Source organism: Sphingobium limneticum, from assembly GCF_008710155.1.
GTDB classification, from domain to species: domain Bacteria; phylum Pseudomonadota; class Alphaproteobacteria; order Sphingomonadales; family Sphingomonadaceae; genus Sphingobium; species Sphingobium limneticum.
Genome location: NZ_VYPZ01000002.1, coordinates 402700 through 423870, shown reverse-complemented (window position 1 = coordinate 423870; position 21171 = coordinate 402700). Strand labels below are relative to the sequence as shown.

Here is a 21171-nt window from a genome sequence, read left to right as displayed (position 1 = left end):
TTACTCCTGTTCAGCGCAGCTTGACGCGAAAGCGGACCGTGAAGGAACCGCCCGCCTTGAAATTGGTCACGGGTTTGACGCGGATGGCGCGGACATTGGCGTCATAGCCGTCCGCGTCGGGCACCGGGATGTAGGTCCAGCTGGTGCCGTTGGAAAATTCGATCCCGTCGGACGCGCTGGCCAGGTTGGTGAATGTGTAGGTCAGGCCGCTGTCGCCGACGCCCAGAACGATCGCGCCATTGGTGAAGATCACCGGCCCGCTGCCGCCGACGCCCAGATCGCTGACGCGCAGGATGACGTTGGCGGGCAACTGATCCTCGAACGCGATGCCGCGCACCGTCTTGCCGGCATTGGCGAGGGGGTTGGCGAGCGTGGCCGTATAATCCAGCACCGCGCCGGGAATGGCACGCGGGATCAGATTCCCCATCGGATCGGACACCATGGCCACCGATTTGGTGGCGGTGATCGGATCGGCCAGCGCCGCGGTGGGCAGCATGGCCAGCAGGGAAAGGATAAGGGTTGATTTGCGCATCAGCGACCCTTTCCAAGCAGGCCGGCAACGGTGCCGCGATCGAACTTCATGCGCATCGTGACATAGGGACCGCGACGGGTATAGCGATCATCCTCGAAATCGCGGTCGCGATAGCCGGCGATATTATAGCCTGCGCTGATCCATACGTTCGGTGCGGGCGAGACGCCGGCCGACGGTCCGCCGCTGAAGGCGAAGGCGCCCCGGTTCCAGGCATGTTGCACCGACCCCTGCACGCCGACGTCGAACCGCTTGCCCAGGTCCATGCGCAGGTCGAAACCGGTCACGTCGATATAGCCGGCATAATCGTCCGCACCATAGCTGCCGCGTACCCATTTGGCGCCATAATAGACGGTCGCCTCGACCGCGTGGCGGGCGCCTTCCGGCCCGGTGCGATAGTTGACGGCCAGGTTGTTGATCAGGCGCAGCGTGCGCTGGCCAACGCCATTGCCCGCCGGCACGCCCAGCACATTGCCGCCGGTGATGCCCGAATCCGCGCTTTCCTTGCGTAGTTCGAAACGTTCCAGCAGCGACCAATGGCTATCGAGCGGGCGCCAGGCGAGCGCGACCGAGCTGGTCAGGCTCTTCGCTTGCGCGCCGGTGGCCTGGCCCAGCGTGGAATAGCGGACGGTGCCGGCCAGCGTCTTGCCCTCGCCCAGCGCACGCACGACGTTGGTGGTGATGTTGAAGCGGCTGTTCTGGTCGGACTTGCGATATTCGACCCGGCCGTTCCAGGACCAGAGGTCCGCACGATAATTGGCGCCCAGCGTTACAGCCTTATAGTCACCGTCATTGCCGTAAAGGCTGCCCAGCGCGCCACCGACGCTGCCGGAACCGCTGGTCTGGAATGGCTGAACCACGCCGCCGGCGGGGATCTTGCCGCGCACCGTGGTGCTGGCGTCGAAGGTCGCGTCGATGGTCCAGCGCTCGCTGATCGGCAGCGACTGGATCAGGCCGTAATTGGCGAACAGGCGGCCGCCATTTTCGCCCGACGTCTGGTTGTTGATGGCGGTCGTGACCTTGGCGCCCTTCCACGGCTGAACGTCGAAACCGATCTGCGCGGTGTGGGCGGTAAAATCGGCACCCTGCGCGATTTCATAGCCGCCGATCAGGCGGATGCCGGGCTTCACGCGCCAGGCGGCGATCAGCTGCTGGCGGGCGGGGAAGTCGACGCTGTCCTTGTCGCCGCCGGGCGCGAACTGGGTCTGGGCGGTCAGGGTCAGCTTGCCCCCCAGCATCGCCTGCGTCCCGCCCAGCGTCAGCAGGCGGCTGTCGCGGTCCTTGCCGTCGATGCCGCGATCCATCGCGAACTGAGTGCCGGCGAACAGCGTGCCACGCTCGCGGCGATATTCGATGCGCGCTTCACCCGCGACGCGGCTGCCTGCGCCGATCAACTGGTCCTGATACCAGGCAGAAGCGGTGGCGGCCCATTTGTCGGCGATCTGCACCCGGCCGTCGAAACCGACGCGGCGCGTACCGGCCTCTACCAGATTCTGCTGGCCCAAACCGAATGCATCGTCCTGCTGGCGGGCATAGGCCAATATGTCGGCGCCCTTGCTGTGATGTTCGACCTCCGCCAGATAGGCGCGGCCGTCGGACAGGCCATCGCGGCTGCCGGCGGCGACTTCTGCGCGCAGCTGGGTCGTGTCGGTGAGGCGTGCGCTCAGGTCCGCGCCCAGCAGCAGGCCGTTGCCATGGCTGTTGTCCTTGATCGCCGACACGCCGACTTCGGCCTTGCCCTTGGCGAATTTGATCGCGGCACGGCCGCCGGCGGTCAGCTTCTTGCCCTTGCCGTAGGTTTCATAGTCGACGACGATGAAGACCGGGTTGTTGGCGGCATCGCGGCCCAGCACCGGTTCGCGGAAGCGGATCGTGCCGATGGTCGCGTCGATATCATAGTCGATATGGCGGGTCAGCGGCGTCGAGGACAGGATGCGCTCGGGGCGCAGGCGGTCGCGCACCTCGATGCTCAGCTTGTCGCTGTTCGGCACGATGTCGCGACCCGACAGGCGATAGGGGCCGGTCAGGCCATTGCCCTGGATTTCGTCGCGGGCATGCAGGTCGTCGCTGTTGGCGGCAAAGGCGGTGAAGCTGAGGCGATCATTGGCAAAATCGGCCTTCATCCCGTTCAGCGTGCGGCTGTAGCGGGTCAGCTGCGTCTGGGTCATGCCGGTTTCGAAATCGCCGAACAGGGCGCTGAAATCCTGCCGCTCCAGCCGCAGATAGAGTTTGCGGGCAGTGGGCGCATCCTGGCCCTGACGGGTGGCATCGCCATAGACGGTGTAATAGCGGTCCGGGTCGATCTGGCCCAGCAGCCCGCGCGACCGGTCATATTGGCGGTCGCTGTCATAGGCGATCGTCATCAGCCAGCTGCCCTTGATCCGGCCCTTGGCATAGAGCGCCAGCTGGCCGTCGGTGATCAGGCTGTTGCGGCTGGAGGCAGGCAGGCGCGCGGACCGCTTGCGCAGCGTATCATAGCCGATCGTGCCCGATCCGAAGCCCACCACGGTCCAGTCGCGCGCGACGGCGGTCAGGCGGCTGCGCAGTTCGATCACGCGCTGCTGCCGGTCGTCGGTCAGGGTCACGGTGGCGCGCAGCGCGCCGGCCTGGGTCGTGGGTTGCAGCGCCATATAGGCGATGCCTTCGTCGCCGATCACCAGCGCGGTGCCGCTGTTGCGGCCGATCCGGTCGCCGGGGCGGGCGCCCGCGACGGTGGCATCGACCGCGATGCTGTAGGGCTGATCGATGGTGACGGGCACGGTGGTGCCGTCGCGCACCGGGCGGCCGGTCCGATCGGTCAGGCGGAAGGCCAGGATCGGGCTGGTCAGGCCGTCGGCGGCCAGCTTGCCGGCTTCGGGAACCAGCACCGCATTGGCGGCCGGGCCGGAATAATGGACCGTGCCGTGCAGCGTCTGCGCGACGGTCCCGTTTTCGTTCATCACCGTGGCTTCCAGCGCATTGTCGCCGGGTTCCAGGCCGATGCCCGACCATTTGGCGATGGCGATGTCGCCATCCGTATCGGTCGTGTCATAGGCCAGCGCATCGACCAATGTGCCGTTCAGGCGCAGCGCGACCTTCTGCCCGGCATGATGCTGGACGACGACGCGGGTGGATGGCGAGCGGGGGTTGTAACCCTGGGCCGGGAACAGCAGGGCGATGCCGGCATCCTGCCCGGTCAACCATTCGCGGTTGCCGGCAGCTTCGCCAGCATCAGGCGCGACCGGCAGGGCGTCTGCCGTGCTGGCGGCGGCGATGCCGGTCAGGCGCAGCTGGAAATCCACGCGCTTCAGCAGGCCGCCATCGCTTTCGACGAAGCGGGAGATGGCGCTGCCGGCCTGGCGGGTGTCGGCGTCGCACAGCGACGGCGCATGGCTGGCGGGCAGGCTGGCGCTGTCGAGTTGCACGACGTGGCGGCCGTTGCGCACGCCCTCGAAATGATAGAGGCCATCCTTGTCGGTGACGACATAGCTGCCATCTTCCATCAGGATACGGATGCCGGGCACGCCCTTGCGGCCGCTGGCGGGGCTGTTGCAGTCGCCTTCGGTCACGCGGCCGACGATGGTGAAGCCGTCGGTGAAGAGCAGCGCGCCGATCCGCACGGAAGCGGCGGCCTCGTTACTGGTCGAGCCGGCCGAACCGGAGGCGAGCACGCGGTTGAGCGCTTCGCCACGCGGCGCACCGGGGGCGACGGACACGACATAGCGCACCTCCGCCGTCTTGCCGGCGGGCAAGGTGGGCACGCTGAAGTCCAGCGTGCGGCCATCGGTTGCGACCACAGGTTCTTCCGCACCGCGCGACGATCCGCGCTCGTAGCGCAGGCCGGGCGGCAGAATGTCGGTCAGGTGGATGCCGCTGGCGTCATTGTCCGAACGATTGTCGACCCGGACCAGATATTGGATGAAATCGCCGGGAGACGCCTCGCGCACCGAAGCCGTCTTGGTCAGCAGCAAATGGGTGTCGCCGATCCGGTCGAGCGGGATGTCGGCAAAGAAAGGTTCGGGATCCGACAGCACGAAAATGCCGGCGAAAGAGGCTTCGTTGAGGATGAAAGGCTGATTGAACGGCCCGCGCAGAGCCTCCAGATCCGCCCGGCTGCGGGTCGATGGAGCGACATAATGGCTCGGCGGCGTGACGCGCAGATGATAGCGGCCCGGCGCGGTCAGCGGAAAGCGATAATTGCCCTGCGGAAATTTGTAGAGGCGGCCACTGGCGTCGGTGACGCTGCCACCGCTGACGACGGTGGAGGGATAGGCGCTGGTACCATCGTCGCCAAACACCTTGGCTGGCTGGTCATTTTCATCCAGCAGCGTCACGGTCGCGCCATCGACCAGCGCGCCGGTTTGCGAATCGAACACATAGCCGGTCGGGTCGATCAGCAGCGAGAAGTTGGACCCGTAGCTATACTCGTCCTCGTCGAAGCTGACGAAGACATGCGCATTGCGCTGCAAGGTGGGATCGCACGGGTCGATGCTGGGATCGACCCCGGTTTCGGGCAGGCCGCCTGCGAATACGCCCGTGTCCGGGCCGGTTTCGAGCAGGGGCATGCGATAGGACAGAAATTGGCTGCCGGCGTTGATCCAGGCCGTTTCCCGGACACCGGGGTCGCGATTGCCCCCAGGATTGTCGAGAACGATGATGAAGGCACTGGCCGGATTGACACGCTCCGCCACCGGAGCGCGCGCAAGATCGGCGGCATCGACGGGTGCGGGGGTGAAAGCGATATTGGGACTGGTCTGGCATGTGGCGCCAGACATGTCGTAACCGATCGGGAGCAGGCGAAAGCTCAACCGGGTCGGGCGCTTGGCGCGGCCTTCGACATCAAAGGTTACGGTATTGGAATCGACGCTGACCGGACCGGTCGGTTCCTGCCAGGTCAGCGTCGCTGTATTGGTGACACGCGTCTGCCCCTGCGCCGTGACCGGGATCACGGCGGCAAGGCCCATAAGGGCAGCTGTCAGGCTGGCAAAGGCGCGGATTTTAGGCATAGGTTTCCTTTCGGCGCGCGCGGGTTAAGGCGCACGACGTGGTTTTTTCCTTTGCTGTGGAGGGAGTTAGTTGATCGTCACTTTGAAGGCGACGGCCACTGAAGCAAGCCCCGCGACGGTGCCGACATTGGCGGTCACGGTTTTCGTTCCCGTATTATAGTTGGCGGTATAGCCGTCGATTTCGGCTGCATCGTCGGCATCGTCATCCTCGGTCGTCCCAAGAAGGACGCAGGTACCGCCCGGCAGCCCGACGCTGATCGAACCCGGCACATAGGTCGTGTTCGTCGGCACGATATCGGTCAGAACGACGCCGTTCGCACCGGTCAAAGCGGTTCCGTTATGCACGAGCAGGCAATATTGCACCGTCGCGCCCGGCAACGCCTTGGGATTGACCAGGTTCACGCCATCCGACAGGACGAGCGCGGATTTGGTCACGTTCAACGCCACATTCTGGGTGCCGATGACATAGGACGCATAAGCGCGACCCTGACCATTGCGCGCGACGTCGCCCAGATTGAGCAGGCCGTCGCTGTCGTCGTCCGCGAACACGATATCGACGACATTGTCGGCATTGCCGAGGCTGAGGTCGGTCGGGATCAGGATCGCGCCCTTCGTGCCCGATGCGCCGCCGGCCGCCGCGATGACATGCAGCGATACCTGTGCTTCATGAATGCCCACGGTCGAGGGGATGTTGCCCACGATGAACACCGCGACCGACGCTTCGGGCGCCAGTTCGTCGATATAGGTCTGGGTATCGACATCCGCGTCATAGACGCCGTTATTATTGCTATCGACGAAGACCTTCATCGACGAAATATCGAAATCGTCGGTGCCGGTCAGGATGCCGACGGACAGGGTCGTCTGGTCGGGGTCGAGCCAGAAATCCTGGATGCCGTTGGTATGGTTGGTCACCTTGAACTTGGTGACCGCCGCCTGCTGGCTCAGATTGACCTGCGTGGCGCCGGTCTGGTCGGTGATGACGGTGAAATCGACCTTGCGGTCGACCACGAACTTGGCGGTGTTGGATGTGGTGGTCTGCGAAGCGCCATTGACGGTATAGGTGACGGTGGCGGTATTCGAGACTTCCGTGCCGGCGGCGGTGGCCGTCGATCCGGATTGGGCATGCGCCGTGCCGGTCGCAACCATGGCGGCGCCGCCCAGCAGCATCAGCCGCAGTGAGCGAGACATCATTATGTGAGTTCCTGTTGCTTGAGGGTCATGCGCGCGAACGCCCGGGGGAGCGATCACTTGAGGACAGCCTTGAAGGCGAGCTGACCCTGTCCTCCGGCAGGGACGGTCGCGATGCGCCAGCGAATATGGCGGACGTCATTGGATGTGGCCGCGCGGCTGTTGCCGCCGGCCGTCGGCACGCGCAGCTGGGCGAGCGGGCCGTAGGTCTTGCCGTCCACCGACAGGAGCGGCGCGGCCGATCCGGCGCCGGGCGCGCGATAGGTGATCGCGCCGGGGACGGGATTGTCGAGGACGATGTCGGACAAGGGCTGGGCGCCCGTGTTGCGATAGGCCAGCACGAAGACGACATGGTCGCCCGGCACCGCGCGCGTGGCCGGGGCCAATGAAGTGCTGACGGCGCCCGCCTTGTCGAGGGCACGTTGTTCGACGAAAATCTTGGAGGCGACCTGCAACGGTCCCTGAGCAGCGACTGCCGGCGTGCCGACGGCCGCAGCGGCAATTAAAGCGGTAATCAATGTACGGGCCATGGGTTTCGGTCCTTGCTGTGAGGCACTGGAACCCATGGATGATTTTGCGGCTAATGAACTCTTACCGTCCGGTCCGTCGCGGAGCGAAGTTCGACCATGGTCTAATGGTCATCCGATTTTCGTATCGGAAACGTCCAGCCGCATGGCCTGTGCGACCAGCCGAATGACTCGACTGACAGGGCGCCCGATATGTCAGTCGAACAGCAATACCGGCTTGATTGCGGCGCCGCTTTCGGCATCGTGAAAAGCATCGTTGATCGCGTCGAACGGATAGAAGCGGATCAGCCGGTCGAAGGGGAATTGCCCGGCCCGATGCAGCGCCACCAGATGCGGGATGAAGCTTTTGGGATCGGCGTCTCCCTCCACGATACCACGGATCGTGCGGCCCCCGCTCATGATGTGCGACACATCGGCCTGGACCATCGTGCCCGGCGCGGCTGCGCCGACGATGCCGCAGGTGCCGCGCACGCCCAGCATGGCGATGCCTTGCTGGATGACGGCCGGCAAACCGGTGCAGTCGATGGCGAAATCGACGCCGGTTGGGATCGTTTCCAACACGCGCGCGACCGGATCCTCACTCTGCCCATTGATGGTCAGCGTCGCGCCCAGTTCGGCCGCCAGGGCGAGGCGGTCCGGATTCAGGTCTATGGCGATGATCGACGCCGCACCGACGACCTTGGCCGCCATGATCGCCGACAAGCCGACAGATCCGGCGCCCAGTATGACGACGCTCTGTCCCGGCTGCACCTTCAGCGCGTTCATCACCGCGCCGGCGCCAGTCAATATGCCGCAACCCAGTGGCCCGGCGATGCGCAGGTCCAGGTCGCGCGGCACCACCACCGCATTGCGGACATGGCAGATGGCATGGGTCGCGAAGGAGGATTGGCCGAAGATGTTGGCGAAGACCGGCCTGCCATCCTGCGCCTTCAGCGCGCTGCTGCCGTCCGGGCGGGTGCCGAAGAAATTGCGCGGGAAGAAGTCGTGGCAATAGCTGCTATGGTCCGAACAGCAAGTTGGACAGGTGCCACAGCTATTATAGCTCATGACGACGGGATCGCCCGGACAGATGTCGGTCACGCCTTCGCCCACCTGTTCGACGATCCCGGCACCTTCATGGCCCAGCACCACCGGTTGGGGGACGGGGACGCCCTGTTGCCACATGGTCGCATCGGTATGGCAGACGCCGGTGGCGACCAGGCGGACCAGCAGTTCGCCGGCACGGGGCGCGTCGATGGTGAGGGGGCGAATGACCATGGGCCGGTCCGATGCTTCGACGATGGCGGCGCGAATATCCATATGGTCCTCTTCCTTTAGCCTGAGTGCATTATCCATGGGACCGATATCAAATTGCTTCAAGCCGGCCAAGTCGGCGATTCGCGGCTGCAGATTTTTCTGAGATATTTTCCGGAAATAGAACGGGAAAAAGCCAAAAATAACGGATGTGCGCAACGTGGGGCGGATAAGAGCCCTTGATATTTCATGCCTGCAAGGGGATTGCCTTGTCCCGTCATCTTGTTTAATGTGACCGATATCACGAGCAAGCGGATGGTAGATCCGGCAGTGTTGGGAGGATGAGTTGATGCATCGTATGATGGTGAATCGCTTCAAATATGGATTGATGGGCGGCGGGGCGGCACTGTGCGCGCTGGTCGTGCCGGCGATGGCGCAGCAGGCAGCGCCCCGGCCACAACAGGCCGAAGTGGATGACGTGGCCGCCGCCGATATCGTCGTGACCGGCTCGCGCATCGCCCGGTCCGGTTTCAATGCGCCCACGCCCGTCACCGTGGTTGGAGAGGAACGGCTGGCCCAGCGCGCCATCACCAATGTCGGCGACGCCCTGAACGAATTGCCGTCCTTCCGTCCGCTGGTGACGCCGGCGACGCAGCAGGCGGTGGGCGGCAATATCGGCGCGCGCGTGCTCGACCTGCGCGGCCTGGGTGCCACGCGCACGCTGGTGCTGCTGGACGGCAAGCGGTTCGTGCCTTCGACCACGCAGGGGACGATCGACGTCAATCTGATCCCCAGTTCGCTGGTGTCGCGGACCGAAGTCGTGACCGGCGGCGCGTCGGCGGCCTATGGGTCGGACGCGGTGGCGGGCGTCGTCAACTTCATCCTCGACCGCGACCTGACTGGCCTCAAAGGCTCGATCCAAGCGGGCCTTTCCGGCCGGGGCGATTATGGGCAGCAAAATGCCCAGCTCGCCTGGGGCACGAAATTCGCCGACGACAAGGGTCATTTCATGATCGCGGGCGAATATGACAAGTCGGACGGGATGGGTGATTGCTACACCCGCAGCTGGTGCCCGCGCGAACAGCTGATCGGCAATACGCCGGCGGGTGCGGGCGGACTGCCCGCCAGTATCCGTGGCGGACCGGCCGGCACCGGGAACATCTCGTCGGGCGGCCTGATCGTCGCCAATACCGGGCCGTTGCGCGGGCTGGCGTTCAATCCGAACGGCACGACCCATGCCTATAATTTCGGCACCATCTATGGCACCAATCCATCGCCGCTCTTCACGCAAGGGGGCGAAGAATCCGTGCGCAACGGATTTCTGGACGGCATCCTGCTGATCCCGCCGGTCAAGCGGTTCGTCACCTACAGCCAGGCGTCCTACGAATTTTCCGACGCGTTGAAGGCCAATCTCGACCTGTCCTATGCCCGGTCGAAGGGTATGGTGATCGGGTCGGTCGCGCGCACGACGCAGACGATCCAGCGCAACAATGCCTATCTGCCATCAGGTGTCGCGGCGATCATGGACGCGAACGGCATCAGTTCGTTCAGCCTGGGCCGCGCGCTGATGGACCTGGGTGGGTCGGTCAATCATAGCGACAACCAGACCTATCGCGCGGTGCTCTCGCTGGAGGGCAGGATCAGCGACAACTGGCGCTGGGACGCCTATTATCAATATGGTCGCAATGAATTCCGGCAGGATTACACCGGTAACGTCGTGTCCTCGCGCGTCACCAACGCCGCCAATGCGGTCAATGTGAACGGGCAGATTATGTGCGGCATCAATGCCGACGCCAACCCCGCCAATAACGACCCCAATTGCGTGCCGATCAACCTGTTCGGCGCCGGCAATATCTCGCCGGCGGCCGCCGCCTATATCGCGCCTTCGGGCTATCAGACCACCGACACGACCGAGCATGTGATCGCCGCCAATATCAACGGCGCGGTCTTTCCGCTGCCGGGCGGGGACTTTTCGATCGCGGCGGGCGGCGAATATCGCAGCGACAAGGCGGTCGGCACGGCCGACGCACTATCCACTGCCAACGCCTTCTGGTCGTTCAATGGCAAGGCAGTGAATGGCAGCATCCGCGTCGCCGAAGCCTATCTGGAGGCGCAGGCGCCGATCCTGAAGGACGTCGCATTCGCCCAGACGCTGGAGTTGAACGGCGCGGTCCGCCGCACCCATTATCGCCGCTCCAGCCCCGGACTGGACACCACGACGGTCAATGCCACCACCTGGAAGCTGGGCGGCGTCTATGCCCCGATAGAAGAAGTGCGTTTCCGCGTCACCCGGTCGCGTGACATTCGGGCGCCTAACCTGACGGAGTTGTTCGGTCCGGTAACGCTGGGCCGCACCACGATCGTCGATCCGCTCAACAATGGCGCGCAGATTCAGGTGAACAGCTTCTCCGGCGCCAACCAGCAATTGTCAGCGGAAAAGGCCGATACCTGGACGGCTGGCGTGGTGCTAGCGCCCAAGGGCTTCCTGCGCAATTTCCGCTTCTCGGTCGATTATTATGACATCGACTTGAAGGGCGCGATTTCGACCCTGGGCGCGCAGGTGGTGGTCGATCGCTGCGCGGCGGGGCAGACGTCGCTGTGCAACTTCGTGCAGCGCGATGGAGCAGGTGCGCTCACCAGCGTCAGCGACGTGCTCCAGAATGTCAGCCAGGTGCGCAATCGCGGCATCGATATCGAGGCCAGCTATCGCACCGATGTCGGCACGCTCGGCAGCCTCGACTTCCGCCTGCTCGCCACCCATTATCTGAAGCTGGAAATCGGCGGCATCGATCGCACCGGCCAGACCGGCTATCGCCCCGGCACCACGACAGGCGTTCCGGACTGGATCGTGGACGGCACGGTGCTGTGGGATCTGGGCAGCGTCGCATTGAACCTGCACGGCAAATATATCCCCAAGGGCGTGTTCGACACGACGTTGCTGGGGCCGCAGGATGACGGTTATTCGGCCGGCCTGCCCAACAGCGTGAACAATAACCGCGTCGCCGGCCGATTCTATCTCGACCTTGGCGCGACGGTGAAGGTGAACGACCAGTTCGAGCTGTTCGGCGTGGTCAACAATTTGCTGGATAAAGACCCGCCGCTCGCCGCCAGCGCGCAGGGCGCCACCAACCAGGTCTATTTCGATCCGATCGGCCGCTACTTCAAGGTCGGCGCCCGCATCCGCATGTAGTTGTTCGAACTTCGCGGTGCCGGCCCTCTTCCCACCCCGGACTAGGGCCGGTCCAGACAGACACCACCCCATCCAACAAAGGAAATTGGCAAGCCCATGGCGAAAAAGTCTCTGCAACAACTGCTCGAAACCAGCGACAAGTGCATCGTCGCTCCCTGCGTCTACGACTGTGCATCGGCACGGGCGGTGGAGATGGTCGGCTTCGAAGCGATGATGCTGTCGGGCGGCGAAGTGTCGATCGCGATGAACGGCGTGATCGACTATGGCTTCAGCAACCTGACCGATGTGGAATGGATCACCAGCCGCATCAGCCAGACATCGCCCATTCCGCTGGCCGCCGATATCGAGGATGGCTTTGGCGGGCCGCTGGCCGTGTATCGCAGCGCGCGGCGCATGGCGATGGCGGGCGCGACCGCGCTTCAGCTGGAGGATGCCGACGATATGGAGGAATCCACCGGCCTGCTGCCGCGCGAACGCTATCTGGAAAAGGTGCGCGCGGCGCTCGCGGCGCTGGAGGGCACCAATTGCTTCCTGATCGCGCGGACCAATGCCGACCCGGAAACGCAGATGGACGAAGGCTGCGAGCGGATGCGGCTGGCGCATGAACTGGGCGCGAAGATGACCACCGTGGTCAAGATCGGTACGCTGGAGCATGCGCAATATGTGTCGGCGCGGGTGCCGGGGTGGAAGATGTTCCCAGACGTGCGCAACATCAACGGCAAGCCCGCGGTGACGGTGGACCAGATCCATCCGCTCGGCTTCAACATGATGACGATGCACTATACGCTGAAGGCCGCGATGGACGGGATGCTGGAACATGGCATCCGCAACTTCGCTCAGCAGGGCTGCGACTATACCTGCGAGAAGGTCGACGCGACCGGCATCATGGGCATGAGCGCCACGCCTTTGTTCGATCCGCAAAGCTATATGGAGCTGGAGGGCCGTTTCTCGGGCCGGGCCAAGGAATATACGATCGTCGGCAATCAGGTCGAAAGCTTCCCTGAAGGCTTCGTCCGCTCCTCGATCGACGATCGCCTTTAAGGCGTAAATCCTCTCCCCTGGAAGCCCGGTCGACTGCACGCGACCGGGCTTTTTTTGTGCGTACTGTAGGAAAGTCGGCGCTTAACTTCGCACATTTCCTGCCGTTTGCGACATTTTGGAATGAATGTTGGATATTTTATGTCGTGGCGGGGTGCGGGTGCGGACGATGGGAAAGAGCGGGGTGAGGGATAGCAGATGGAGCGGGGGTAGGATAGGATTGGGTGGTTAGAAGGTTAACCCCCGTTCGTCCTGAGTAGCTGCTGAACTTGTCGAAGAAGCGTATCGAAGGATCCATGCGTCTCGCTTATCCTTCGATACGCGCCTTCGCCTTCGCTCTGTCCCTACTCAGGACGAACGGCATTTTGGTATGTCCAATTCTAGTCGCTTGCAGTTTCAGCCTTTCCGTCATGCCGAGCTTGACCCGGCATCCCGCTTCTTTTTTGGCGAAGGCAGAAGAACAGCTGGACCCCGGATCAAGTCCGGGGTGACGATGAATAGGTAGGGGCGTGTGACGTCACCCCTCCAGTCCCGCCAGCCTCAGCGCCCTGTACGGCTTTAGCGCCAGTAGCAGCAGCGCGCACATGATCGGGGCGGCGCAGCCGACGACGATGGCGAGGGAATAGCGGATGTCGGTGGGGGCGGTGAAGAGATGATCGGTCATGAAGCCGATCACCACAGGGCCGATGCCGATGCCGACCAGCGAGATCACCATGATGTAGAGTGCCGTCACCTGTCCCCGCGCGCGGTTGGGCAGGATGAGTTGCAGCGCGGTGCCGGCGCAGGGGACGGGCATGCAGCTGAGGAACATCGCCGGCGCGATCAGCGCCAGTGCCGCCCAGGCATTGGGCATCAGCGGTGCGAGCGTGCCGAAGACGCCGCAGGCAAGGAAGCCGAAGGCGGCGACGCGCAGATGGGCATCGACATGGCCGGCGCGGGTCAGCCGGTCGCTCAGCCAGCCGGCGAAATAGGTGCCGCCCGTGCCGCAGATCATCATGATGAGGCCGAAGCCGATGCCGACCTGCGCCGGGGTCCAGCCATAGACGCGCGCGAACAGCGCTGGCGTCCAGACATTATAGGCGAAGTTCACCACCGTCACCATCGAGAAGCCGGCGAACATCAGGGTGAGTGCGCGTCGGCGGGCGCGGATGACGCCCAGCACTTCGGGGATCGTGAGCGGGGTCGTGCCACCGGGGCCGCGCCGTTCCGGTTCCTTCATGAAGAGCAGCAGCGGCGCGAGCAGCAGGCCGGGGGCGCCGACGATCAGGAAGGCGGCTTGCCAAGGTTCAAGGCCAAAGGGCAGGCCGGTGCCGTGCCAGCGTTCGGTGAGCGACTGGAGCAGCTTGCCCCCGGCCATGAAGGCCAGGCCGATCCCGAAGGGCGCGCTCAGGAAAAAGACGCTGACGGCGCGGCCTAGTTTTTCGGGGGGGAACAGGTCGCTCAGCAACGACAGGCCGCTGGGCGTGACGCTGGCTTCGCCGCAGCCGACCGCGACGCGCGAGAGGAAGAGTTGCGAGAAATTGCGGGACAGGCCCGATGCCATGGAGGCGAGGCTGAAGAAAAAGAGGCTGATGCCCAATACGATGCGCCGCTCATAGCGGTCGGCAAGGCGGCCGAGCGGCACCGCGCCCAGCGTGTAGAAGATGCCGAAGGCGACCCCCTGCAACAGCGCGAAGCTGGTGTCGTCCAGGCCGAATTCCGCTTTCACCGGTTCGACGGTCAGGTTGAGGACGACCCGGTCGAACTGCGACGCGATCGAGGCGAGCGATAGCAGCAGCGCCACGGTCCAGGCCCGGCGCGGGTTCGGCCATGGGCGCTGGTCGGTGGCGTCAGGGGCGGCGATGTCCGGCTGGGGCATCAGGGCCATGGTCATCCTCTCGTTTTGCGGGCTGGCGACGTCAGCCTCTTTATGATGGGTGCAGCGCGGCTTCGATCTGGCGGACCTGCTCGGCAACGGGTAGGTTGCCGTCGATGATCAGCGCCCGCTCGTCCGTGTCGGGCGGTTCCAGCGTGGCAAGCTGGCTGTCGAGCAGGGAAGTCGGCATGAAATGGCCGGGGCGCTGGGACATGCGCCGTTCCAGATCGGCGCGGGACAGATGGGGCAGGGCGAACAGCACATCGCCCACCTGCTGCCGGATCAGGTCGCGATAGTCGCGCTTAAGCGCGGAGCAGGAGGCGACGGCGCCTTGCCGTGAGGCGATCAGTGCGGTGGCGACATTGCGCAGGAAGGGCTGGCGCGCTTCGTCGTCCAGGGGCACGCCGGCGGTCATGCGGGCGACATTTTCGGGCGGGTGGCACAGGTCGCCCTCCACGAAGGACCAGCCCAGATGTTGCGCGAGGGCGCGACCCAGGGTGGACTTGCCGCAGCCCGCTACGCCCATCACCACGACGGCGCGGGTCATGCCGGCTGCTCCCCGTCGATGTCGAACAAGCGCATATAGGCGGCGCTGTCCGCCGGGCCGAGGCCGCCCGCGACGGCCATGCGGTGCAGGTCGGCGATCAGAGAGGTGACGGGCAGCGGCGTGCGGGTCGCCAATGCGGAAGCCTGCACCGTCTCCAGATCTTTCAGCATATTGTCGATGCGGCCGGTCGGCGTGTAATCGCGCCGGGCCATTTTCCCCATATATTCCTGAAGGATGCGGCTGTCGGCACGGCCGCCGGCAAGGGCGGCGGGGATCAGCGTGGCGTCCACGCCATGGGCTTCGGCAAAGCGGACCGCTTCGGCGACGGCCATGAAAGCATTGGCGCACAATATCTGGTTGATCAGCTTCACCGTCTGGCCCGCGCCGGGCGGGCCGAACAGGGTGATGTTGATGGAAAGATGATCCAGCACGGGGCGGGCGCGGGCGAAATCCTCCGCCGTGCCGCCGACCATCAAGGTCAGCTTGCCCTGCGCGGCGGCGGGCGCCCCACCCGACAAAGGCGCATCGACCCAACCCATGCCGGTTTCTTCGCGCAGGCGTTGCGCCATGATCGCGGTGCGGCCGGCGTCGATGCTGGACATATCGATCAGCAGCTTGCCGGCACCCGCCGCCTGCGCCACGCCGTCGGGGCCGAAGACGGCCTGTTCGACGATGGCCGCGCTGTTCAGGCTGATGATGACATGGTCGGCATTGGCGGTTGCTTCGCGCGCACTGCCAGAGGCGATCGCGCCGCGCGCGATCAAAGGCGCCATCTGCGCGGCATTGCGATCATAGAGGTGGAGGGTGGCCCCGCTATCCAGCAGGCGGCCGGCGATCGCCGACCCCATGACACCCACGCCGATGACCGCAAGCTGCATATTATCTGTCCTTGATGGAGGCCCGCTCCACGATGCGCAGGCCCACGTCGACGACGGACGGGGCCGGGGTGGCATCGCTGGCGAGCATGTCGACCAGCATCTTGCCGGTGCGAAGCCCCAGTGCGCGGAAATCGACATGGATGGTGGTGAGGGCCGGATTGATCTCCCGCCCGATTTCGAAGTCGCCGAACCCCATGATGGAGATGTCATCGGGAATGCGGATATGCATGCGCTGCGCCTCCATCACCGCGCCGACGGCGGACAGGTCGGACACGGCGAAGATCGCCTCGATATCCGGCTGTGCTTCCACCAAAGCGCGAAAGGCGGTGGCCCCATGGTGGAAGCTGACGGGCGCGCTGCCATGGCGCAGCACGGCGTCGGTGGGCAGGCGGGCGAGGCGCAGTTCATCCTCGAACCCGCGCATACGTTCTTCGCCGCGATGGTCGGTGACTTCGCCGTCTGGCGAGGCGGCCAGTGCGCCGATGCGGGTGAAGCCGCGATCGAGCAGATAGCGGGCGGCGGTGCGGCCGACCTGATAGTTGGAAAAGCCGATCGCATGTTCGATCGGCTGGCTGGGCAGGTCGGCAATCTCCACCACCGGCACGTCGGCGGCCATCAGCATGCGCGACGCATTGCGCCGGTGCATGGCGCCGGTCAGCACGATCGCTTCGGGCCGGCGGGCGAGCAGGTTCAAAAGCTGCCGTTCCTCCTCCGCCATGTCATAATCGGTATAGGCGATCAGCAGATGATAATTGGCCTCCCGCAGCGCCTCCGTCAGGCCATGGGCGACCGCCGCGAAATTGGCGTTGGTCAACGTCGGCAGCATCAATGCGATGAAGCCGGTGCGGCGGCTGGAAAGGCTGCCCGCCGTCTTGTCGGGAACGTAGCCGAGGTCGGCGACGGCCTTCAGCACCTTGTCCCGCGTGGTCGGCAGGACCAGTTCGGGATCACTCAGCACCCGCGATACCGTCATGCGCGACACGCCGGCCAGCCGCGATACGTCGCGAATGGTCGGGCGTTGCGACGCGCGCCGGCCGGGTTTCGGCTCGGGGGCGGCTGCGGTTTCGCGGGGGGGACGGCTCATGGGCGGGGCTTTCCTGATGGCTGCTATCCGTGTCGCATATCAGCGTCAGGCGGTGGCGGCCACTGCGTTGCCGCCGCTGATGACGTGGTAGAAACGCCCCTCGAACATCTCCAGCAATTCCAGCGTCAGGGCGCGGGCCTGGGTACGGATGGGGGAGGCGAGCGCTTCGTCCAGCGCGGCAAGCGAGGGATAGTCGACCTGCTGCATCATCGCGATCGGCGGCGCGCCTTCATCGACCTGATCCACGAAGAAGAGGCGGACGTTGCTGCCATGGGGGAATTGGCCCCAGAGCGGAGCGAGGCGGGTGCGGACTTCCTCGCGGAAGCGATCCTCGAAACCCGGCTTGATCGTGCCTTCGAAAATGGCGGTGCGTGTGATCACAGGATATCCTCGTTGATGGCGATGTGCAGTTTGACGAAGCGCGAGCGGTCGCCGGCCTGTTCGAAGGCATCGACCGACCGTTCGAGCGGGAAGGTGCCCGACAGGATCGGCGACACGTCGATCGCGCCGCTGACGATCAGGTCGACGGCCAGGCGAAACTCGCCATTGGCGCGGAAGGCGCCGACGAACTCGATCTCGCGCGATTGCAGCGGGTTGACCGGGATGGGGGCGGTGCCGGGGGGCAGCATGCCGACCTGCACGATGCGGCCGCCGCGCCGAACGATGGGGAAGAGCGAGAGCAGGGCGGATGGCGCGCCTGATGCTTCGAACGCGACGTCGAAATGACCGGCGGGGCTGGCATAGGTGGCCAGCGCGTCGGGATCGGTCGCGACGTTGATGGTGCGGGTGGCGCCCATGCGATCGCGCGCGACGGCGAGTGCAGCATCCTCGACATCGGTGCAGACCACTTCGATCGCGCCGGCATGGATCGCGCAGCGCGCAGTCAGCAGGCCGATCGGGCCGGAGCCGGTGACGATGACGCGCTTGCCCATCAGCGGGCCGGCGCGGTTGACGGCATGGAGGCCAATCGACAGCGGTTCGGCGACCGACAGGGCGAGCAGGTCGGCATCGGCCGGAACCGGGATGATCTGATCCCCGCGCAGAATCAGCGTCTGCGCAAAGCCGCCCTGAACATGGGGGAAGCGGCCGGCGCTGCCCAGGAAGACCATGTCGGTGCAGAGGTTCATGCGGCCTGCGCGGCAATAGTCGCAGGTGAGGCAGGGGCGGCTGGGGTCCAGCGCCGCCTTCATGCCCGGTTCGACATGGGTGACGGCCGATCCGACCTCCAGCACGACGCCGGAAATTTCATGGCCCAGCGCCATCGATTCGCGCACCGCGAAGTCGCCCACGGCGCCGCGATGATAATAGTGCATGTCCGACCCGCAAATGCCGCCATAGGCGACGCCGACCCGGACCTCATCGGCGGCCAGCGCCGGCTCGACACGGGATTCCACCCGCAAATCCTTCTTCCCATGACATATCGCAGCCAGCATGAGTCTCTCCTTTGATGGGACCGATATCATTTGTCACATCATGCCGCAATGATGTTGTGAGCCAAGAGAAAATGAAAATTGCCGATTGCAATGTGACCGGTCACTTTATACGCTTAGGGGCAAGTATGGAGGTTTCCCACATGACCCTTTTCTCTCTTGAAGGGCGCACGGCGCTCGTCACCGGCGCGGCGCGCGGTATCGGTTTTTCGATCGCCTCGGCGCTGGGCCAGGCCGGTGCCCGCGTGGTGCTGAACGGTCGCAGCCAGGCGGCGCTGGATGAAGCGGCGGCACAACTGGCGGCGCAGGGCATCGCGGTCGCGACCAGCCTGTTCGACGTCACTGATCAGCCGTCGGTCAACGCCGGCATTGCGCAAATCGAGGCGGATGTCGGGGCGATCGACATATTGGTCAATAATGCCGGCATCCAGCGCCGCGCGCCGCTCGACACGTTTGACGACGATGACTGGCGCGCGTTGATGGCGACCAATTTGGACAGCGTCTATTATGTCAGTAAGGCGGTGGCGCCGCACATGATCGCGCGCGGCCATGGCAAGATCATCAATATCGGCAGCGTCCAGTGCGAACTGGCCCGCCCCGGCATCGCCCCCTACACCGCCAGCAAGGGCGCGGTGAAGAACCTGACCAAGGGCATGTGCGCCGATTGGGCGCGACACGGGCTTCAGGTCAACGCGATCGGGCCGGGCTATTTCGACACGCCGCTGAACAAGGCTTTGGTGGAAGATCCGGTGTTCGACGCCTGGCTGTGCCAGCGCACGCCGGCCGGCCGCTGGGGCAAGTTGGAGGAGTTGCACGGCGCGGCCGTGTTCCTCGCGTCGTCCGCATCCAATTTCGTCAACGGCCAGACCATCTATGTCGATGGCGGCATCTTGTCCATCATCTAAAGGGGAAACGGGATCATGGGAAAACAGGTCGCGTTGCAGCTTTGCCCGCTGTCGGAGTATCTGGAGGAGCAACTGGCCGAACGTTGCCCGGTGGTGCGCTGGTTCGAACTGGACGAAGCGGCGCAGCGCGCGTGGCTGGCGACACAGGCCGACAGCGTCAATGTCGTCGTCACCGGCGGGCATCTGGGCTGCATCAACGATCTGATCGACGCGCTGCCGTCGCTTGGGCTGATCGCCATCAACGGCGTGGGTTTCGACAAGGTCGATGTCCCTTATGCGCGGGGTCGGGGCGTCGCCGTCAGTACGACGCCCGGCGTGCTGACCGACGATGTCGCCGATCTGGCGGTGGGCCTGACCATCGGATTGCTGCGGGGCTTGCCGGCGGCGGACCGTTTCGTGCGCGACGGGCGTTGGCTGGAGGAAGGCTTCCCCCTGAAGCGCAAGATGACGGGTCGGCGGTTCGGCATCGTCGGGCTGGGCCATATCGGCCGGGCGACGGCGGATCGGCTGGCGGCGTTCGGGCCGATCGCCTATCATGGCCGCATGCCCAAAGATGCGCCCTATCGGTTCGAGCCTGACCTGCATGTGCTGGCGCGAGATAGCGACGTGCTGCTGCTGGCCTGCGCCGCGACGGAGGAGACGCGCGGCCTGATCGATGCGTCGGTGCTGGAGGCGCTGGGGCCGGAGGGCTATCTGGTCAATGTCGCGCGGGGCAGCGTGGTGGATGAGGATGCGCTGGCGGCGGCGCTGGATCGCGGTACGATCGCCGGTGCGGCGCTGGACGTGGTGGCGGACGAGCCGGTCGTGCCCGTTGGCCTGATCGCCAGCGAGCGCACGGTGCTTGCGCCCCATATCGCCAGCGGCACGGTCGAAACGCGCAAGGCGATGGCCGATCTGGTGCTGGCCAATGTGGATGCGCTGCTGGCCGGCGCGCCGCTGCCGAGCGCCCTGAAATGACCGGGCGCGTCGCCGTCATCACCGGCGCAGGCAGCGGGATCGGCCGGGCGGTCGCGATCGCGCTTGACCGGCGCGGCTATCGACTGGCGCTGGCCGGACGGCGCGCGGAGGGGCTGGCGGAGACGCTGGCGTTGCTGGAGGGCACGGGACATCTGACCATGCCCACCGACGTCACCGATGCGGCGAGCGTCACCGCCATGTTCGACGCCACGGTCGCGGCGTTCGGCCGGATCGACCTGCTGTTCAACAATGCGGGCGTCAATGTGGTCGACGTGCCGATCGACGCGCTGGAAGAAAGCGATTGGCGCCGGGTGATCGACACCAATCTGACCGGGGCGTTCCTGTGTCTTCAGGCGGCGTTCCGCGCGATGAAGGCGCAAAGTCCGCAGGGCGGACGCATCATCAACAATGGCTCCATTTCCGCGCATAGTCCGCGCCCGGATTCGATCGCCTATACCGCCAGCAAACATGGTGTGACCGGCCTCACCAAATCGACCGCGCTGGACGGGCGACCCTATGGCATCGCGTGCAGCCAGATCGACATCGGCAATGCCAGCAGCGCCATGGGCGATCGCATGTCGGCCGGCGTGCCGCAGGCCAATGGCGAACGCATGCCCGAACCGGTGATGGACGTGGGCCAAGTGGGGGAAGCGGTCGCCTATATGGACGGGTTGCCGCCCGAGGCCAATGTGCAGTTCATGACGCTGATGGCGACCAACATGCCCTTTGTCGGGCGCGGCTAACAAAACACCCCGCACGCTTCATCTTGTTCGGGCGCGAGCACTAAAGGCTTATTTACGATCTTGCGCTACAACATGGCCAAAC

16 protein-coding genes are annotated in these 21171 nt (G+C 65.0%); 5 read left to right on the top strand and 11 right to left on the bottom strand.

Going from position 1 to position 21171, the window contains the following annotated elements:
• Window positions 1–10: 10 nt before the first annotated feature.
• The 5 genes from F4U94_RS04575 to F4U94_RS04555 form a co-directional block, all read right to left on the bottom strand.
• Entirely contained in the window at window positions 11–532 is a 522-nt protein-coding gene (locus F4U94_RS04575; RefSeq protein ID WP_120251669.1) for a hypothetical protein, read from the bottom strand.
• Window positions 532–5514, bottom strand: coding sequence for a DUF11 domain-containing protein (locus F4U94_RS04570; RefSeq protein WP_120251670.1), 4983 nt, complete (start codon window positions 5512–5514; stop codon window positions 532–534). The genes F4U94_RS04575 and F4U94_RS04570 overlap by 1 nt, the downstream gene beginning before the upstream one ends.
• A gap of 66 nt (window positions 5515–5580) precedes the next feature.
• A complete protein-coding gene (locus tag F4U94_RS04565; protein WP_232015781.1) occupies window positions 5581–6705 on the bottom strand; it encodes a hypothetical protein in 1125 nt (374 codons plus the stop codon).
• 53 nt (window positions 6706–6758) lie between these two features.
• Window positions 6759–7232 carry a DUF11 domain-containing protein gene (locus F4U94_RS04560; RefSeq protein ID WP_120251671.1) on the bottom strand — a complete coding sequence of 158 codons (474 nt, stop codon included), beginning with the start codon at window positions 7230–7232 and terminating at the stop codon, window positions 6759–6761.
• A gap of 192 nt (window positions 7233–7424) precedes the next feature.
• Complete coding sequence (locus F4U94_RS04555; RefSeq protein WP_249042025.1) at window positions 7425–8564, bottom strand: NAD(P)-dependent alcohol dehydrogenase; 1140 nt, start codon at window positions 8562–8564, stop codon at window positions 7425–7427.
• Window positions 8565–8811: 247 nt separating this feature from the next.
• On the opposite strand from F4U94_RS04555, the gene F4U94_RS04550 reads away from it, so the two are divergent.
• Together F4U94_RS04550 and F4U94_RS04545 are read left to right on the top strand one after the other, a co-directional pair.
• Window positions 8812–11652 carry a TonB-dependent receptor domain-containing protein gene (locus tag F4U94_RS04550; RefSeq protein ID WP_120251672.1) on the top strand — a complete coding sequence of 947 codons (2841 nt, stop codon included), beginning with the start codon at window positions 8812–8814 and terminating at the stop codon, window positions 11650–11652.
• Window positions 11653–11748: 96 nt separating this feature from the next.
• Window positions 11749–12693 (top strand): isocitrate lyase/PEP mutase family protein, encoded by a 945-nt coding sequence (locus F4U94_RS04545; protein WP_120251673.1) that lies wholly within the window; start codon window positions 11749–11751, stop codon window positions 12691–12693.
• A 514-nt stretch (window positions 12694–13207) separates the two neighbouring features.
• Here F4U94_RS04545 and F4U94_RS04540 read toward each other — a convergent pair.
• From F4U94_RS04540 to F4U94_RS04515, 6 genes are read right to left on the bottom strand one after another with little or no spacing between them, the layout of a single operon-like run.
• The gene (locus F4U94_RS04540; RefSeq protein ID WP_120251674.1) at window positions 13208–14563 is read right to left on the bottom strand and encodes a spinster family MFS transporter; all 1356 of its coding nucleotides are present in this window, start codon (window positions 14561–14563) and stop codon (window positions 13208–13210) included.
• Window positions 14564–14597: 34 nt separating this feature from the next.
• Window positions 14598–15092: a gluconokinase gene (locus F4U94_RS04535; protein ID WP_197716408.1), complete on the bottom strand. Its 495-nt coding sequence runs from the start codon at window positions 15090–15092 to the stop codon at window positions 14598–14600.
• On the bottom strand, window positions 15089–15970 hold the full coding sequence (locus tag F4U94_RS04530) for an NAD(P)-dependent oxidoreductase (RefSeq protein WP_120251675.1): 882 nt from the start codon (window positions 15968–15970) through the stop codon (window positions 15089–15091). The genes F4U94_RS04535 and F4U94_RS04530 overlap by 4 nt, the downstream gene beginning before the upstream one ends.
• Window position 15971: 1 nt before the next feature.
• Window positions 15972–17054: a LacI family DNA-binding transcriptional regulator gene (locus F4U94_RS04525; RefSeq protein ID WP_197716409.1), complete on the bottom strand. Its 1083-nt coding sequence runs from the start codon at window positions 17052–17054 to the stop codon at window positions 15972–15974.
• A 45-nt stretch (window positions 17055–17099) separates the two neighbouring features.
• Window positions 17100–17435, bottom strand: coding sequence for a hypothetical protein (locus F4U94_RS04520; protein ID WP_120251676.1), 336 nt, complete (start codon window positions 17433–17435; stop codon window positions 17100–17102).
• On the bottom strand, window positions 17432–18487 hold the full coding sequence (locus F4U94_RS04515) for an L-idonate 5-dehydrogenase (RefSeq protein ID WP_120251677.1): 1056 nt from the start codon (window positions 18485–18487) through the stop codon (window positions 17432–17434). Before F4U94_RS04515 ends, F4U94_RS04520 begins: the two co-directional genes overlap by 4 nt.
• Before the next feature lie 140 nt (window positions 18488–18627).
• On the opposite strand from F4U94_RS04515, the gene F4U94_RS04510 reads away from it, so the two are divergent.
• Genes F4U94_RS04510 through F4U94_RS04500 form a run of 3 tightly spaced genes read left to right on the top strand, consistent with a single transcriptional unit; the run spans window position 18628 to window position 21089 of the window.
• Entirely contained in the window at window positions 18628–19389 is a 762-nt protein-coding gene (locus F4U94_RS04510; RefSeq protein ID WP_120251678.1) for an SDR family oxidoreductase, read from the top strand.
• A 15-nt stretch (window positions 19390–19404) separates the two neighbouring features.
• Window positions 19405–20346 (top strand): 2-hydroxyacid dehydrogenase, encoded by a 942-nt coding sequence (locus F4U94_RS04505; protein WP_150411847.1) that lies wholly within the window; start codon window positions 19405–19407, stop codon window positions 20344–20346.
• Window positions 20343–21089, top strand: a complete 747-nt coding sequence (locus tag F4U94_RS04500) for an SDR family oxidoreductase (protein ID WP_120251680.1) — start codon at window positions 20343–20345, stop codon at window positions 21087–21089. The genes F4U94_RS04505 and F4U94_RS04500 overlap by 4 nt, the downstream gene beginning before the upstream one ends.
• Window positions 21090–21171 lie beyond the last annotated feature (82 nt).

Excerpts from the sequence above, each read along its gene's own strand:
- F4U94_RS04570 (WP_120251670.1), bottom strand. The coding sequence starts at position 5,514 with ATGCCTAAAATCCGCGCCTTTGCCAGCCTGACAGCTGCCCTTATGGGC.
- F4U94_RS04545 (WP_120251673.1), top strand. The coding sequence starts at position 11,749 with ATGGCGAAAAAGTCTCTGCAACAACTGCTCGAAACCAGCGACAAGTGC.
- F4U94_RS04510 (WP_120251678.1), top strand. The coding sequence starts at position 18,628 with ATGACCCTTTTCTCTCTTGAAGGGCGCACGGCGCTCGTCACCGGCGCG.
- F4U94_RS04550 (WP_120251672.1), top strand. The coding sequence starts at position 8,812 with ATGCATCGTATGATGGTGAATCGCTTCAAATATGGATTGATGGGCGGC.
- F4U94_RS04555 (WP_249042025.1), bottom strand. The coding sequence starts at position 8,564 with ATGGATAATGCACTCAGGCTAAAGGAAGAGGACCATATGGATATTCGC.
- F4U94_RS04565 (WP_232015781.1), bottom strand. The coding sequence starts at position 6,705 with ATGATGTCTCGCTCACTGCGGCTGATGCTGCTGGGCGGCGCCGCCATG.
- F4U94_RS04515 (WP_120251677.1), bottom strand. The coding sequence starts at position 18,487 with ATGCTGGCTGCGATATGTCATGGGAAGAAGGATTTGCGGGTGGAATCC.
- F4U94_RS04530 (WP_120251675.1), bottom strand. The coding sequence starts at position 15,970 with ATGCAGCTTGCGGTCATCGGCGTGGGTGTCATGGGGTCGGCGATCGCC.
- F4U94_RS04525 (WP_197716409.1), bottom strand. The coding sequence starts at position 17,054 with ATGAGCCGTCCCCCCCGCGAAACCGCAGCCGCCCCCGAGCCGAAACCC.
- F4U94_RS04560 (WP_120251671.1), bottom strand. The coding sequence starts at position 7,232 with ATGGCCCGTACATTGATTACCGCTTTAATTGCCGCTGCGGCCGTCGGC.
- F4U94_RS04500 (WP_120251680.1), top strand. The coding sequence starts at position 20,343 with ATGACCGGGCGCGTCGCCGTCATCACCGGCGCAGGCAGCGGGATCGGC.
- F4U94_RS04505 (WP_150411847.1), top strand. The coding sequence starts at position 19,405 with ATGGGAAAACAGGTCGCGTTGCAGCTTTGCCCGCTGTCGGAGTATCTG.
- F4U94_RS04575 (WP_120251669.1), bottom strand. The coding sequence starts at position 532 with ATGCGCAAATCAACCCTTATCCTTTCCCTGCTGGCCATGCTGCCCACC.
- F4U94_RS04535 (WP_197716408.1), bottom strand. The coding sequence starts at position 15,092 with ATGACCCGCGCCGTCGTGGTGATGGGCGTAGCGGGCTGCGGCAAGTCC.
- F4U94_RS04540 (WP_120251674.1), bottom strand. The coding sequence starts at position 14,563 with ATGACCATGGCCCTGATGCCCCAGCCGGACATCGCCGCCCCTGACGCC.